This window comes from Bradyrhizobium altum (assembly GCF_020889705.1).
Lineage (GTDB): Bacteria > Pseudomonadota > Alphaproteobacteria > Rhizobiales > Xanthobacteraceae > Bradyrhizobium > Bradyrhizobium altum.
Genome location: NZ_JACMYP010000077.1, coordinates 1 through 15,821, shown reverse-complemented (window position 1 = coordinate 15,821; position 15,821 = coordinate 1). Strand labels below are relative to the sequence as shown.

Annotated in this window: 12 protein-coding genes and 1 pseudogene; 8 read left to right on the top strand and 5 right to left on the bottom strand. The window is 64.9% G+C overall.

The features are described 5' to 3' along the window. The first annotated feature begins 120 nt into the window (after positions 1-120). Together polA and H8B02_RS20005 are read left to right on the top strand one after the other, a co-directional pair. Positions 121-3,171: a DNA polymerase I gene (gene polA, locus H8B02_RS20010; RefSeq protein ID WP_229167806.1), complete on the top strand. Its 3,051-nt coding sequence runs from the start codon at positions 121-123 to the stop codon at positions 3,169-3,171. A gap of 113 nt (positions 3,172-3,284) precedes the next feature. Next, the gene (locus H8B02_RS20005; protein ID WP_229167805.1) at positions 3,285-3,920 is read left to right on the top strand and encodes a LysE family translocator; all 636 of its coding nucleotides are present in this window, start codon (positions 3,285-3,287) and stop codon (positions 3,918-3,920) included. Positions 3,921-4,188: 268 nt separating this feature from the next. Here the strand turns inward: H8B02_RS20005 and H8B02_RS20000 are convergent, their stop codons facing one another. Further along, on the bottom strand, positions 4,189-4,815 hold the full coding sequence (locus tag H8B02_RS20000; protein ID WP_106324250.1) for a glutathione S-transferase family protein: 627 nt from the start codon (positions 4,813-4,815) through the stop codon (positions 4,189-4,191). A 227-nt stretch (positions 4,816-5,042) separates the two neighbouring features. On the opposite strand from H8B02_RS20000, the gene pyrE reads away from it, so the two are divergent. Further along, on the top strand, positions 5,043-5,606 hold the full coding sequence (gene pyrE, locus H8B02_RS19995) for an orotate phosphoribosyltransferase (protein WP_092122894.1): 564 nt from the start codon (positions 5,043-5,045) through the stop codon (positions 5,604-5,606). 318 nt (positions 5,607-5,924) lie between these two features. Beyond that, positions 5,925-6,722 carry a DUF2865 domain-containing protein gene (locus H8B02_RS19990; RefSeq protein WP_229167804.1) on the top strand — a complete coding sequence of 266 codons (798 nt, stop codon included), beginning with the start codon at positions 5,925-5,927 and terminating at the stop codon, positions 6,720-6,722. Positions 6,723-6,741: 19 nt separating this feature from the next. Here H8B02_RS19990 and H8B02_RS19985 read toward each other — a convergent pair whose 3' ends face one another. Next, complete coding sequence (locus H8B02_RS19985) at positions 6,742-7,173, bottom strand: hypothetical protein (protein ID WP_229167803.1); 432 nt, start codon at positions 7,171-7,173, stop codon at positions 6,742-6,744. 184 nt (positions 7,174-7,357) lie between these two features. Here H8B02_RS19985 and H8B02_RS19980 point away from each other — a divergent pair, with 184 nt between their 5' ends. Continuing rightward, positions 7,358-7,651: a GIY-YIG nuclease family protein gene (locus H8B02_RS19980; RefSeq protein WP_229167802.1), complete on the top strand. Its 294-nt coding sequence runs from the start codon at positions 7,358-7,360 to the stop codon at positions 7,649-7,651. A gap of 273 nt (positions 7,652-7,924) precedes the next feature. Here the strand turns inward: H8B02_RS19980 and H8B02_RS19975 are convergent, their stop codons facing one another. Further along, a complete protein-coding gene (locus H8B02_RS19975; protein ID WP_229167801.1) occupies positions 7,925-8,158 on the bottom strand; it encodes a hypothetical protein in 234 nt (77 codons plus the stop codon). A gap of 208 nt (positions 8,159-8,366) precedes the next feature. On the opposite strand from H8B02_RS19975, the pseudogene H8B02_RS19970 reads away from it, so the two are divergent. The 3 genes and pseudogenes from H8B02_RS19970 to rocF all read left to right on the top strand — a co-directional run bounded on the left by H8B02_RS19970 (position 8,367) and on the right by rocF (position 13,062). Beyond that, positions 8,367-10,912 (top strand): annotated as a pseudogene (locus H8B02_RS19970) (glycogen/starch/alpha-glucan phosphorylase). Between the two features lie 187 nt (positions 10,913-11,099). Next, positions 11,100-11,918 carry an acyl-CoA thioesterase gene (locus H8B02_RS19965; protein WP_229167800.1) on the top strand — a complete coding sequence of 273 codons (819 nt, stop codon included), beginning with the start codon at positions 11,100-11,102 and terminating at the stop codon, positions 11,916-11,918. A gap of 166 nt (positions 11,919-12,084) precedes the next feature. Next, on the top strand, positions 12,085-13,062 hold the full coding sequence (rocF, locus tag H8B02_RS19960; protein ID WP_229167799.1) for an arginase: 978 nt from the start codon (positions 12,085-12,087) through the stop codon (positions 13,060-13,062). A gap of 215 nt (positions 13,063-13,277) precedes the next feature. Here the strand turns inward: rocF and H8B02_RS19955 are convergent, their stop codons facing one another. Together H8B02_RS19955 and H8B02_RS19950 are read right to left on the bottom strand one after the other, a co-directional pair. After that, entirely contained in the window at positions 13,278-14,894 is a 1,617-nt protein-coding gene (locus H8B02_RS19955; protein WP_229167798.1) for a phosphoenolpyruvate carboxykinase, read from the bottom strand. 177 nt (positions 14,895-15,071) lie between these two features. Then, positions 15,072-15,491 carry a hypothetical protein gene (locus H8B02_RS19950; RefSeq protein ID WP_229167797.1) on the bottom strand — a complete coding sequence of 140 codons (420 nt, stop codon included), beginning with the start codon at positions 15,489-15,491 and terminating at the stop codon, positions 15,072-15,074. Positions 15,492-15,821: the final 330 nt, after the last annotated feature.

The window sequence follows — 15,821 nt, the reverse complement described above, 5'->3', positions numbered from 1 at the left end:
TTAGGATGACGGGACCACGCCTGTACATCATCCTCGAATTGATCGATTTGGCTGTGCGGCACACCCGGAATCCACACATGTAAGGCTGTCAATCCGCGCAAAAATCCCTAAGTTTCGGCCATGCCGAAAACAGCCTCCAAAGACCCCGCCAAGCCAACCCCGAAGACCGCAGCCAACCCCGTCGCCGCCAAGGCTGCGGCTGAGGGCGACCACGTCTTCCTGGTCGATGGTTCGGGCTACATCTTCCGCGCCTATCACGCGCTGCCGCCGCTGAACCGCAAGTCCGACGGGCTGCAGGTCAATGCCGTGCTCGGCTTCTGCAACATGCTGTGGAAGCTGTTGCGCGACATGCCGGAGGACAACCGGCCGACGCATCTGGCGATCGTGTTCGACAAATCGGAGATCACGTTCCGCAACAAGCTCTATCCCGACTACAAGGCGCACCGGCCGCCGGCGCCCGACGATTTGATCCCGCAATTCGCCCTGATCCGCGAGGCGGTGCGCGCCTTCGAGCTGCCCTGCCTCGAGCAGGCCGGCTTCGAGGCCGACGATCTGATCGCGACCTATGCGCGGCTGGCCACCGAGCGCGGCGCGACCACGACGATCGTGTCATCGGACAAGGATCTGATGCAGCTCGTCAACGACAAGGTCGTGATGTACGACACGATGAAGGATCGCCGCATCGGCCGCGATGAGGTGATCGAGAAATTCGGCGTGCCGCCCGAAAAGGTGGTCGAGGTGCAGGCGCTGGCCGGCGATTCCACCGACAACGTGCCGGGCGTACCCGGCATCGGCATCAAGACTGCCGCCCAGCTGATCATCGAGTATGGCGATCTCGATCAGCTGCTGTTCCGCGCCGGCGAGATCAAGCAGCCGAAGCGGCGCGAGGCGCTGCTCGAGAACGCCGAGAAGGCGCGCATCTCGCGCCAGCTCGTGCTGCTCGACGACAAGGTCGATCTCGAGGTGCCGCTCGACGACCTCGCGGTGCACGAGCCCGACTCGCGCCGGCTGGTCGCCTTCCTCAAGGCGATGGAGTTCTCCACCCTCACCCGCCGCGTCGCCGACTATGCGCAGATCGACCCTGCCAATGTCGATGCCGATCCCGGCAACAAGAGCGGCGCCAGCGTGTTCTCGCCGCTGCCGCCGTCGGATGTGACGCCCGCGCCGGGAGACGCACCGTCAACCGCCGCACCGGCAGGTTCGCCAACGAGGGAGCGCGCCAAGCCGACCGGCGCACGCGACGACAAGAACTCCAGCCTGAAGGGCACGCCGGCAACGCTGGCCGAGGCCCGCGGCGAAACGATCCGCAAGACCGGCTTCGATCGCAAGGCCTACCAGGCGATCGGCAGCCTCGACCAGCTCAACGCCTTTGTCGCGCGTGCGCACGACACCGGCTACATCGCGATCGAGGCGATGTCGGAATCGATCGATCCGATGCAGGCCGAGTTGTCGGGACTGGCACTAGCGGTAGCGCCGAACGATGCCTGCTACATCCCGCTCAGCCACCGGCAGGCCGGTGGCGGCGCCGGGCTGTTTGATGCGGGGCTCGCGCCCGGCCAGATCAAGACTGCCGATGCGCTGAAGGCCTTGAGGCCGCTGCTGGAGTCCGCCGGCATCCAGAAGGTCGGCTTCAACGTCAAGTTCACCTCGGTGACCTTGGCGCAGCACGGCGTCACGCTGCGCAACATCGATGACGCCCAGCTGATGTCCTACGCGCTCGATGCCGGCCGCGGCTCGCATGCGCTGGAGGCGCTCGCCGAGCGCTGGTTCGGGCATGCCGTCGTCAGCTATGGCGGCCTCGTCGGCAGCGGCAAGGGCAAGCTGACCTTCGATCAGGTCACGATCGACAAGGCGACCGAATATGCCGCCGAGAGCGCCGACCTGATCCTGCGGCTATGGCGCGTGCTGAAGCCGCGCCTCGTCGCCGAACGGATGACGACGGTCTACGAGACGCTGGAACGGCCGCTGGTGTCGGTGCTGGCGCGGATGGAGCGTCGCGGCATCTCGATCGACCGCCAGGTGCTGTCGCGGCTATCGGGCGATTTCGCCCAGACCGCGGCCCGCGTCGAGGCCGAGATCCAGGACATCGCCGGCGAGCCGGTCAATGTCGGCAGCCCGAAGCAGATCGGCGACATCATCTTCGGCAAGATGGGATTGCCCGGCGGCACCAAGACCAAGACCGGCGCCTGGTCGACCACCGCGCAGGTGCTCGACGATCTCGCCGAACAGGGCCACGACTTCCCGAAGAAGATCCTCGAGTGGCGCCAGGTCTCGAAGCTGAAATCGACCTACACCGACGCGCTGCCGAACTATGTCAACCCGCAAACCCATCGCGTGCACACGACCTACGCGCTGGCGGCGACGACCACAGGCCGGCTGTCGTCGAACGAACCGAACCTGCAGAACATCCCGGTGCGAACCGAGGACGGCCGCAAGATTCGCCGCGCCTTCATCGCGACACCAGGCCACAAGCTGGTGTCGGCCGACTACTCCCAGATCGAGCTGCGACTGCTCGCCGAGATCGCCGACGTGCCGGTGCTGCGCCAGGCATTCCGCGACGGGCTCGACATTCACGCCATGACCGCTTCCGAAATGTTCGGCGTGCCGATCAAGGACATGCCGAGCGAGGTGCGGCGCCGCGCCAAGGCGATCAATTTCGGCATCATCTACGGCATCTCGGCGTTCGGCCTCGCCAACCAGCTCGGCATCGCGCGCGAGGAAGCCTCAGCCTACATCAAGAAGTATTTCGAGCGCTTCCCGGGCATCCGCGCCTATATGGACGAGACCAAGGACTTCTGCCGCCGCAACGGCTATGTGACGACGCTGTTCGGCCGCAAGTGCTACTACCCCGACATCAAGGCGTCCAACGCCTCGGTGCGCGCCTTCAACGAACGCGCCTCGATCAACGCGCGCTTGCAGGGCACCGCGGCCGACATCATCCGCCGCGCCATGATCCGGGTCGAGGACGCACTCGCCGAGAAGAAGCTCTCGGCGCAGATGCTGCTGCAGGTGCACGACGAACTGATCTTCGAGGTACCCGACAACGAGGTCGCGGCGACGCTGCCGGTGGTGCAGAAGGTGATGCAGGACGCGCCGTTCCCCGCCGTGATCCTGTCGCTGCCGCTGCAGGTCGACGCCCGCGCCGCGAACAACTGGGACGAGGCGCATTGAGGAGCGCTTTGCCTCTCCCGCTTGCCGAACCACATTGCTCCGAGAGCAATTCCAGCATGGCCGCGCGGCGGATGACACGCTAGAAGTGCGTGTATCCCCTCGCGAGACCCATCATGCCCCACACATCCGCCCTGCTCGGCTTTGCGCTCGTCTGCCTCGGCATGGTGCTGACACCCGGGCCGAACATGATGTATCTGATCTCGCGCTCGATCGCGCAGGGGCCGGCGGCCGGCATCGTCTCGCTCGGCGGCGTCGCGCTCGGCTTCGTGTTCTACATGCTGTGCGCGGCGTTCGGCATTACCGCACTGCTGTTTGCAATTCCCTACGCCTATGACGCGCTGCGCTTTGCCGGCGCGGGCTACCTGCTCTGGCTGGCGTGGCAGGCCGTGAGGCCCGGCGGCCGCTCGCCGTTCCAGGTCAAGGCGCTGAAGGTCGACGGCCCGCGCAAATTGTTCGCAATGGGCTTTCTCACCAATCTGCTGAACCCGAAGATCGCGATGCTCTATCTGGCGCTGCTGCCGCAGTTCATCGATCCCGCCGGCGGCAGCGTGCTGTCGCAGTCGCTCGCACTCGGCTCGATCCAGATCGTGATCAGCGTCAGCGTCAACGCGATGATCGCACTCGCCGCCGGCTCGATCGCGGTGTTTCTCGGCACCCGCCCGACCTGGCTCGTGGTGCAGCGCTGGCTGATGGGCACGGTGCTCGCGGGGCTCGCGATGAAGATGGCGCTCGAGGCGCGGCGGGCGTAGCGGCGCGGCGCGTAGCATGGGTAGAGCGCAGCGAAACCCATCAACTTCGTGCCGAGCGTTGAGATGATGGGTTCCGCTTCGCTCTACCCATTCTAGGGCTTTCCATCGTCATTCCGGGGCGTGCGAAGCACGAGCCCGGAATCCATCAAGCCACATAACGTTTGGATGAATGGATTCCGGGTTCTCGCCTACGGCGAGCCCCGGAATGACGAGAGAGACGGCTGTACGATTGCCCGACTGACAATCCCATCCTACGATTCAGCGGTCTTCAATCCAGCTTCGCCTCCATACCCCGCTTCGTCGCCGGGCGGGCCATCAGCGTCTCGTACCAGCGCTTGACGTTGGGGAAGTCGGCGAGATCGACCTTGTGGCGCGGGTGGCGCCAGGCCCAGCCGAGGATGGCGAAATCGGCGACCGAGAGATCGCCGGCGACGAAATCGCGGCCATCCAGCCGGCGGTCCAGCACGCCGTAGAGCCGCCGCGTCTCGGCCATGTAGCGCTTCAGGCCATAGGCGCGGTCCTGCTCGTTCTCCAGCGCGATGAAATGGTGCACCTGACCCGGCATCGGGCCGAAACCGCCCATCTGCCACATCAGCCACTCATAGACCGGAATCCGCTCGGCCAGCGGTTTCGGCAGGAACTTGCCGGTCTTCTCGCCGAGATAGAGCAGGATCGCGCCGGACTCGAAGATGCTGACCGGCTTGCCGCCGGGACCATCCGGATCGACGATCGCCGGGATCTTGTTGTTCGGGCTGATCGCGAGGAACGCGGGCGCCATCTGCTCGCCCTTGCCGATATTCACCGGGATCACCTTGTAGGGCAGCCCCATTTCCTCCAACGCCACCGAGATCTTGCGGCCATTGGGGGTGTTCCAGGTGTGCAGCTCGATGGTCATTTCCGCTTCCCGTGCAAGTGTTTGGCCGGGCGTCCAGCCGAGTGTTTGGCGCCTGCTTTAGGAGGATTGGAACGGCCGCACAACCCGCGCTTTCCGCACACGGCTGCGCTGAAATGGCGGCGCGGGCACTGTTGACGGCGGGATTTACCCGCTGGAATGTGCGGGAGACCGCCGATAGATTGCCGGCCGCCTCAGAGCCCCCAAAGAACCCCTAAGGGAAAAAGCCTTTGTCCAAATCAGCCTCCCGCGCTCGCCTCGCCGAGATCATCCGCAAGCGTTCGTTCGGCCGCGGCGAGATCACGTTGGCGTCGGGCCGCAAGAGCGATTTCTATTTCAACCTGAAGCCGACGATGCTCGATCCCGAAGGCGCGGCGCTGCTCGCCGAGCTCACCTATGAAGCGCTGAAGGACGACAGGCTCGATTTCGTCGGCGGACTCGAAATGGGCGCGGTGCCGCTCGCCGGCGCGATTGCACAGCTGTCATGGCTGAAGGGTCATCCGATTGCCGCGTTCTTCGTGCGCAAGAAGCCGAAGGAGCACGGCGCGCGGCTCGCCGTCGAAGGGCTCGCCAAGGGCGAGAGCCTGGCGGGCAAGCGCATCGTGATCGTCGAGGACGTCACCACGACAGGCGGCTCGGCGCTGAAGGCGGTGGAAGCCGTGCGCGAGGCCGGCGGCGAGATCGCGCTGGTCTTCACCATGGTCGACCGCGAGGAAGGCGCGACCGAGACATTCGCCGAAGCCGGCTTGCCGTTCCGCGCGCTGTACAAGGCCGGCGAGTTCTTGAAGGACTGACGGTCTTTCCTCTCCCTCGCCCCGTTCTTACGGGGAGAGGGTTGGGGTGAGGGGCTGCTCCCACGAGCCGTGAACGCGGTGAGACCTGTACCCCTCACCCGGATCGCATTCCGCTCCGCTCATGCGATCCGACCTCTCCCCGCAAGCGGGGCGAGGTGAAGAGGCGTCCGCGCAACGTCAACTCCTTCCGGCGCCGTCACCCTGATCAATCGCTCGTTTACCATCCGGCACTATGGTGAAGCCGCCGGGGCACCTTGTCGCCGCGGCGAGGCGCGTCGGGTGGAGTTGGCGTTGCGTACAGAGTTGAGTGATCGGCGCATGCGGCGCCGCGTGATGCTTGCCGCCGCTGCGTTTGCGGGTTCCGTCCTGGTCGTGCCCGCTCCCGTCTCGGCCGAAGGCCTGTTCGATTTCTTCTTCGGCGGTTCCCAGAAGCAGCAGGGCCGGCAGGCCCCGCCGCAAGCCAATTTCTTCGCCGATCCGTTCGGCCTCAACCAGCAGCCGGAACGGCAGCAGTCCGCGCCGGCCTCGGCGCCGCGCGTGGCCGGTTCCGGACCGGCGTATTGCGTGCGCAGCTGCGACGGCAAGTATTTTCCGCTGACGATGCGCGGCAGCGCGACGCCGGCGCAGCTCTGCCAGGCGTTCTGTCCCGCGAGCGCGACCAAGGTCTACTACGGCAGCCATATCGACAGCTCCGCCTCGGCCACGGGTGAGCGCTACGCCGACAGCGAGAACGCCTTCGCCTATCGCAAGGCGCTGCGCGCCGACTGCACCTGCAACGGCCGCGACCCGGCCGGGCTCGCGCCGGTCGACCTCGCGCTCGATGCCTCGCTGCGTGCCGGCGACGTGATCGCGACCTCCGACGGCCTCGTCGCCTACACCGGCGTCCGCGTCGGCAACGAACAGTCGTTCGACTTCACGCCGATCGCCTCCTATCCCGGCTTGACCGCGGCGGTGCGCGCGCGGCTCGGCGAAATGAAGGTCGCTCCCGTCAGCGCCGAGATCGCCAGCGACGCGCCGCTGCCGGAAACCAGCCGCGATGTCGCGCCGTCGGCACCATCGTCCGTGGTGCCGAAGGGCAACGCCGCAAAGCCCGCTAAGCGGGCCGAGGCGAACTGACGGCTTCGAGCTGCGCCACTCAGCGCGCCACGATCACGCCGATCACGTTCGGCGCGGCCATGTATTTCTCCTCGATCGCGGCCCGCGCGGCGGCGCGGTTCTCCGGGTTGAGGAGGCCGCGCTTCTCGGCGAGGATCATCCAGCAATAGCCCCACCAGTCCGTCAGCATGCCGTGATCGTCGACGAGATCGTAACCCTGCTCGCCGGCGAAGATCCGCGCATGCGCCTCATCGAGCGAGTCGAGCCAGGCGTGATCCTCGTTCGAGAACAGCTCGTCCCTGAAATCATCCGTGGTGTAGCCCCAGATCGACATGCAGACCGCATTGAACTCGCGGTCGAGCTGGTCGTCGTCGATCGGCTGGCGCCGCGAGGCCTGATGCAGCCGCGACAGCGACCGCGCGAAATCGGCAATCCGGGTCAGGGCGAATTGATCAAAGGCGATGGTGGACATGTAGTCCTCGCGGAGACTGAGAGACCATAGATATTGTGTCGGCGCAGGCACCGAATCACAATGATATATCAAAGACTTGCTAAAGTGTTCTTAATTCGTTCTTTGTAGATCGCCCCTCAGGCGTCGTCCTGGCGAAAGCCAGGACCCATTACCCGGCTGGTCACTCGCGAGCTTGGGCCAAACCATGAGCGCTGCAAGCAGCTACTACGTCTACGTCCTCGCGAGCCGCCATCACGGAACGCTCTACATCGGCGTCACCAACGACATTCGCACCCGGCTCAAACTGCATCGTTCGGGCCGCGGCTCCAAGTTCGTCTACAAATATCAGACCTTCCGTCTCGTCCACCTCGAGGAATTCGTCACACCGCAGGAAGCGATCGCCCGCGAGAAGCAACTGAAGTTTTGGAAGCGGGATTGGAAGATCAAGCTGATCGAAGCTGAAAGCCCGGATTGGAACGACCTGTCTGGCCTCATTTGACAGTTGGGGTAATGGATCCTGGCTTTCGCCAGGACGACGATGTGGCGCGAAGCAAGTCCGTATGAGAGAGCGATTACGCGGCCTGCAAAAGCAATTCGGGCCGCTGACTAAGTCAGCGGCCCGTTGAAAATTGCTTCGGAATGAAATGCGTCGGAGCTGGAAAAATGTGCCCGCCCCACGAGCGACAGCTGTGTTTGTAAAGAACTCGTTAAGCCTTGGAAATCCGTATCACCACGGTGTTTGATTGCGCGTGAAGGCGCGCTGTGCGGCCACCTAGTTCGCTGCGGACAGCAGCTTGTCACCGCAGGCATTCGCGTAGAACTTGCCACCGCATTGCCGCTTGATGGCGGCGCAGCGCGCGGCTGGCGAAGCGTTCTGGGTCACGCTGAAGCTGCAGCTCAGGCCGTCGGCGCTGCGGCCGACTTTGCCCGCCGCATAGGCTGCGCTTGTGGCCGTGATGCACACCATGAGCAACGCCGCGGCTGCGATCTCGATCAAGAGTCTCATCACGCATCCTCCGCCAAATTGTCGCAAAATCCCGGCTCTCACGGCCGATCGCAGCACCGGCAACGACGGTTCCGAAGGACCCTGAATCGGCCCGGTCCTTGCATAAAATGTCGGCAGCGCTATGCACGGCAACGTCCAGGCGGTTTCGATTGCCATGCAACGCGCGTATCATCGGCTTGGGGCATGATCCGGACAATATGATCGCATCATGATCCGGAAGTCTGAACGGCAGGGATTGAGCGCTTTGCACGAACAAACAAACTACCCGGCATTGAACCAGCCGATCGACGAGCTGGCGCTGACCGAGATCAAGGGCGCGATCCTCGCCAAGCTCCGGCTGGCGATCGGCAAGGACGCCACCGTTGCGACCAGGCGCGACTGGTACAAGGCGGCGGCGCTGGCGCTGCGCGACCGCATCGTGCACCACTGGCTGACGGCCGAGAAGCAGACCTACGACGCCGGCTCCAAGCGCGTCTATTATCTCTCGCTCGAATTCCTGATCGGCCGCCTGTTCACCGACGCGCTGAACAATATGGGACTGTTGCCGCTGTTCGAGGCCGCGCTCGGCGACCTCGGCGTCGATCTGTCGGACCTGCGCAAATGCGAGCCGGATGCGGCGCTCGGCAATGGCGGCCTCGGGCGGCTCGCGGCCTGCTTCATGGAGAGCATGGCGACGCTGGCGATCCCCGCGACCGGCTACGGCATCCGCTACGATTTCGGCCTGTTCCGCCAGATCATGAACCAGGGCTGGCAGCAGGAATATCCCGACGAATGGCTCGCCTTCGGCAACCCCTGGGAATTCCAGCGGCCGGAGGTGGTCTACAACGTCCACTTCGGCGGCCATGTCGAGCATGTCGACGAGCGCGGCCGCGATCGCGCCACCTGGCATCCGGCGGAAACCGTTGAAGCGATGGCCTACGACACGCCGATCGTCGGCTGGCGCGGCAAGCACGTCAACGCGCTTCGCCTCTGGTCGGCGCACGCGCCCGACCCGCTCCAGCTCGACGTCTTCAACACCGGCGACTACGTCTCGGCGAGCGCCGAGCAGGCGCGCGCGGAAGCGATCTGCAAATTCCTCTATCCGAACGACGAGAGCGCGGCGGGCCGCGAGCTCCGGCTGCGCCAGGAATATTTCTTCGTCTCGGCCTCGTTGCAGGATCTCGTGAAGCGGCATCTCGCCTCCGACGGCGGCCTGCGCAACCTCGCGCAGAAGGCGGCCGTGCAGCTCAACGACACCCATCCGAGCCTTGCGGTCACCGAGCTGATGCGCATCCTGGTCGACCTGCACAATTTCCGCTGGGACGAGGCCTGGAAGATCACCGTCGCGACGCTGTCCTACACCAACCACACGCTGCTGCCGGAAGCGCTCGAGACCTGGCCGGTCGAATTGTTCGAGCGGCTGCTGCCGCGGCATCTCGAGATCATCTACCGCATCAACGTGGCCCATCTGGCGCTCGCCGAAGAGCGCTTCCCCGGCGACATCGAATACCGCGCCTCGGTCTCGCTGATCGACGAGCGCAGCGGCCGCCGCGTGCGGATGGGCCAGCTCGCCTTTGTCGGCTCGCACCGCATCAACGGCGTCTCCGCGATGCATTCCGACCTGATGAAGGAGACCGTGTTCCACGACCTTCATCATCTCTACCCGTCGCGCATCACCAACAAGACCAACGGCATCACCTTCCGCCGCTGGCTGATGCTGGCCAACCCGCGGCTGACCGCGCTGCTGCGCGAGACCTGCGGCGAGGCCGTGCTCGACGACTTCTCGCTGCTCGAGCGGCTCGAGCCCCACTCGAGCGATCTGGAATTCCAGAAGCGCTTCCGCGACGTCAAGCATCACAACAAGCTGGCGCTGGCGCGGCTGATCGGCGAGCGCAACCACATCAAAGTCGACCCGTCGGCGCTGTTCGACGTGCAGATCAAGCGCATCCACGAATACAAGCGGCAGCTGCTCAACATCCTGGAGACGATCGCACTGTATCACGCGATGAAGGATGATCCGGCGGCGAACTGGGTGCCGCGCGTAAAAATCTTCGCGGGCAAGGCGGCGGCGAGCTACCGCTACGCCAAGCTGATCATCAAGCTGATCAGCGACGTCGCCGAAATCGTCAACAACGACGCCTCGCTCGGCGGCAGGCTGAAGGTCGCCTTCCTCGCCGACTACAATGTCAGCCTCGCCGAGGTGATCATCCCCGCCGCCGATCTCTCCGAGCAGATCTCGACCGCCGGCATGGAGGCCTCGGGCACCGGCAACATGAAGCTCGCGCTGAACGGCGCGCTGACCATCGGCACGCTCGACGGCGCCAATATCGAAATCCGCGACAATGTCGGCGAGGAGAACATCGCGATCTTCGGCCTCGAGCCGGCGACGTCATGGTCCGCCGCAAGCAGGGGCTCGATGCCAGCGACGTGATCGGCAAGTCGCCGCGGCTCGAGCGCGCGATCCGCGCCATCGAGAGCGGCGAGTTCTCGCCGGGCGATGCCGCGCGCTTCGCCTCGATCGGGCACGCGCTGCGCTACCTCGATCACTACATGGTCTCGGCCGATTTCGATTCCTACTACGACGCGCAGCGCGGCATCGACGCGCGCTGGCAGGTGCCTCCGGCCTGGACCCGCGCCTCGATCCTCAACGTGGCGCGCATGGCGTGGTTCTCCTCCGACCGCACCATCCGCGAATATGCCGAGGACATCTGGCACGTGCCGGTGCATCCGAGCGCCTCGCCGCAGCTCGACAACCAGCGCGAGGCGAAGGGGTAATCCCGGGACGCGGAAATCGATTACGTCCGACATCATTGAATTCGGCACGATAGCCCGCGATATAGTCAGTGAACTTCACGCAGTCATTGCGAGCGAAGCGAAGCAATCCATCGCGCGGCTATGCGGATCGATGGATTGCTTCGTCGCTTCGCTCCTCGCAATGACGAGCAAGTATTCAAGGTAATTCATGCTCACCAAGGCTCCGCACCTTTTCGATGAAGCCACCGCTGTGACTGCCGGCGACAGCCGCTGGCAGGGACGGACCAGCCCGGATTACTGGGCGTTCGTCGGCCCGTTCGGCGGCTGCACGGCCGCGACGATCCTGCGCGCCCTGATGCAGCACCCGCAGCGCGCGGGCGATCCGCTGGCGCTGACGGTCAATTACTGCGCGCCAGTCGCCGAGGGCGTGTTCGATCTCGACGTCCGCCTGGTCCGGGTCAACCGCTCGAGCCAGCACTGGTCGGTCGAGACGACGCAAGGCGGCGGCAAGGTCACGACCTTGGCGACCGCGGTGTTCGCCGAGCGCCGCCCGTCGTGGTCGCACCAGCCCGCCGAGTTTCCCGGCGCGGTGCCGTTCGAAGAGCTGCGGCCCTATCCGAAGCTCGCGATGACCTGGGCCAACCAGTATGATTTCCGCTTCGCCGAGGGCGAACCGAAGCTCGGCGGCGGTGCCGCGAAGCAACCGTCGAGCCCCTATTCAAAACTCTGGATCGCCGACCGCGTGCCGCGCAAGCTCGATGCGCTGTCGCTGATGTCGATGTCGGACGCGTTCTTCGGCCGCGTGTTCCACGCTCGGCACGAGCTGGTGCCGTTCGGCACGGTATCGCTGACGACCTATTTCCATGTCGATGCCGCCGACATGGATGCGGAAGATACCACCCGCGTGCTCGCCACAGCCGACGCCAAGACCTTCCACAAGAGCTACGGCGACCAGCACGGCGAATTGTGGTCGCCGTCCGGCCGCCTGCTCGCCACCACCACGCAGATCGCCTATTTCAAGGCGTAGAGCGTTTTCAAGCGAAGTGGGCACCGGTTCGCGGTGAAGAAAACGCGTCAAATCTGGACGCACAACTCAACTATCCACATGGCCGGATTGGACCGGGTTGCCTATTTCAGGGGTTGAGGGGACATTGGCGCGTCGCTTCTGTTCCACGCCTTTGGGAGCCTGCCGCATGTCTGAAGCCGACAATTCCAGACCCTCGCGCATCGCCTTGCTTGGCGTTCCCATCGAGATCGGCGCGTCGCAGCCCGGTCCACTGATGGGCCCGGACGCGCTGCGCACCGCGGGCATCGCGCGCCTGCTCGAGCAGCTCGACTTCCGGGTTGACGACCACGGCAACCTTGCGATCCCGGCCGTGGTCGCCGACGGCCCCGCGCCGGCAAGCACCAAATTCTACGACGAGGTGAAGACCTGGACCCGCGCCCTCTCCGAGCGCGCCTACTGGCTGGCGCATTCCGGCGCGATCCCGATCTTCATGGGCGGCGATCACTCACTGTCGATGGGGTCGATCAACGGCGTCGCGCGTTACTGGCAGGAAAAGGGCCGGCCGCTGTTTGCGCTGTGGGTCGACGCGCATGCCGACTACAACACGCCGGCCACCACCATAACCGGCAACATGCACGGCATGTCGGCGGCCTTCCTGTGCGGCGAGCCCGGCCTCGACGACCTGCTCGGCGGACTGCCGCGCGCCTCGATCCCGCCGGATCAGCTCGACCTGATCGGCACGCGCTCGGTCGATCCGCTGGAACGCAAGCTGCTGCGGCAGCGCAACGTCTCGATATCAGACATGCGCCAGATCGACGAGTTCGGCGTCGCCGTGCTGACCCGCCGCGTCATCGAGCGCGTCAGGGCGAAGAACGGCGTGCTGCATGTCTCGTTCGACGTCGACTTCCTCGATCCGGAAGTCGCGCCCGGGGTCGGCACCACCGTGCCGGGCGGCGCGACTTATCGGGAAGCCCATCTCATCATGGAGCTGCTGCACGATTCCGGGCTGGTGCGCTCGCTCGATATCGTCGAGCTCAATCCGTTCCTCGACGAGCGCGGCCGCACCGCGCGCGTCGCGGTCGAATTGATCGGCAGCCTGTTCGGCCTGCAGATCACGGATCGGCAGACGCCGAGCAACGCCGTGCTGCCGGAGATGGGGGAGTAGTCCACGGAGGAGTCCAATCCCGTCATCCTGAGGAGCGCCGCAGGCGCGTCTCGAAGGATGCACGGCCCGGCTGGTGGCCGTCGACCCTTCGAGACGCGCGCGCTGCGCGCTCCTCAGGGTGACGGAATTAGCAGTGGCGCGCGCTCGCCGGGTATCAAAACAGAAAAGGCGGCCACGAGGGCCGCCTTTTCAAATCGCGAAATCGCTTGCGCGAACTACTCCGCCGCGAGCTTCACTTCCGGCGCGGCGGCGCGGACTTCGGCGTCGACCTGTGCTTCGAACTTGGCAAAGTTCTTCTGGAACATGCCGACCAGCGCACGCGCGGTCTTGTCGAACTCGACCTTGTCGGCCCAAGTCTTGATCGGATCGAGGATGTGCGGCTCGACGCCCGGCAGCGAGGTCGGCACCGCAAAGCCGAAATACTTGTCGGTGCGGAAATCGGCATTGCGGAGCGAGCCGTTCAGCGCCGCGGTGAGCAGCGCGCGCGTCACCTTGATCGGCATGCGGCGGCCGGTGCCGTATTTGCCGCCGGTCCAGCCGGTGTTGACCAGCCAGCAATCGACATTGTGCTTGGCGATCAATTCGCGCAGCAGGTTGCCGTAGACCGACGGATCGCGCGGCAGGAACGGCGAACCGAAGCAGGTCGAGAATTCCGGCTGCGGCTCGTTGCCGAGACCACGCTCGGTGCCGGCGACCTTGGCGGTGTAGCCGGACAGGAAGTGATACATCGCCTGCGCCGGCGTCAGCTTGGCGATCGGCGGCATCACGCCGAAGGCGTCGGCGGCGAGCATCACCACGTTCTTCGGATGCGGCGCGCGGCCGGTGCGCGAGGCGTTCGGGATGAAATCGAGCGGATAGGCCGAGCGGGTGTTCTCGGTCTTCGAGCCGTCGTCGAAATCGGGCACGCGATCATTGGCGCCGAGCACGACGTTTTCCAGCACCGCGCCGAAGCGCTTGCTGGCGGCATAGATTTCCGGCTCGGCTTCGCCGGACAGCTTGATGCACTTGGCGTAGCAGCCGCCTTCGAAATTGAAGACGCCGTCCTCGCTCCAGCCATGCTCGTCATCGCCGATCAGCGTGCGCTTGGGATCGGCCGAGAGCGTGGTCTTGCCGGTGCCGGACAGGCCGAAGAAGATCGCGGTGTCGCCATCGGGGCCGACATTGGCCGAGCAATGCATCGGCATCACGCCCTTCTCGGGCAGATAGAAGTTCAGCGTGGTGAACACGCTCTTCTTCATTTCGCCGGCATAGTAAGACCCGCCGATCAGGACGATCTTGCGGGCGAAATCGATCGCGACGACGTTCTCCGACTTGCAGCCGTGACGTTTCGGATCGGCGCGGAAGCTCGGCAGATCGATGATCGTGAGTTCGGGCACGAAGCTCGCGAGCTCCGACGTCTCGGGGCGAATGAGCAGCGTGCGGATGAACAGCGAGTGCCAGGCAAGCTCGGTGAAGACGCGCGTCTTGATGCGATGCTTCGGATCGGCGCCGCCATAGAGATCCTGCGCGAACAGCGTCATGCCTTCGGCATGCTTGAGGAAGTCGGCGTGGAGCGTTGCGAACTGCTCCGAGGTGATCGACTGGTTGCCAGCCCACCACATGCTCTTGTCGGTCAGACCGTCGCGGACCGTGAACTTGTCCTTCGGGCTGCGGCCGGTGAACTCACCGGTATCAGCGCAAAGCGCGCCATCGGCCGAGAGCACCGCTTCGCCTGATCGCAACGAGTGCTCGTAGAGCTGCGGCGCGCCATAGTTCCAATGCACGCCCTTGAGATTTTTTAAGCCGAATTTGTCGGCGCCGAAGGCACCGTTATGCACGCCCGTCTCTTGCACGAAGAACCTCCTCGAACCCGCGTATCCTTGTTCGCGCGAACATCGCTCGTCGCGCTCCGCCGCGGTGACCGTCATCAGAATATAGCCTCTCGGCCCCGGTCCGGCGACCTAATAGTGGGGATCGCCGGGCTTGCCAAGCCAGTCGAATGGCTTTTGGTTTATTCCAAGGCGGGCACATCATCGGGCGCAAATACCGCAGCGCGAAACGCTTTCGCTTTGCTTTCGCTTTCTCGTTGTTTTCACGGCGATCGGGCGACGTTTCGTCGCCTTTCCCGCCGCGCGCAAGGCATTGCGATGCACAAAGAGTGCCAGCGATCGGCGTGTATCCGCGCCGGGCAACGCAGCAGGCACGGAGAATGCCGGGTATGCATTTCGCGCTGAGGATGTGTCGTTGCGATGGACCGCCGCGAGTTGACGCTGCGCTGCAGTGCCAGGCATGTCGTCCACGATCGTGTTGCACGCGGATAGCGCCACTGGGTCGGCATTGAGCTGCATTCGATCGAGCTCAATACGCCATCGTCGAAGCTGGGTGACTACAATGCCCGGCAGCAGCGAATGTTCCGCAACGCGGGCTGCGTTCGGCGGCAGCAGGATCACTGATCGTAGCGATCGATGGTAACGCAATCACCGCGTTGCACGTGCGCGTCAGCGGTTGAAGCTCGCGATCCGAGCGATTCTCCGGAGCAGCAGCGCTGGAAATTCTCGCAACGCGCATCACGCCCATCGGCGATGATATCAGCGCCGGCACGAAATGATCGCGCTGTCAGGGACGCTGCGCCCGGCCACGGCAAACGCGCGCGGAGCCGCACCGTGCGACACCATGCCTCGTCGCGCACAGCACCGCCGCTCGGTGTCGGCAGGTCGTGTCCCCTATCCCTCCTCTATCCCTTGGCGCGCGCCTCGCCGGCGAGCCGCACCAGCATCTTG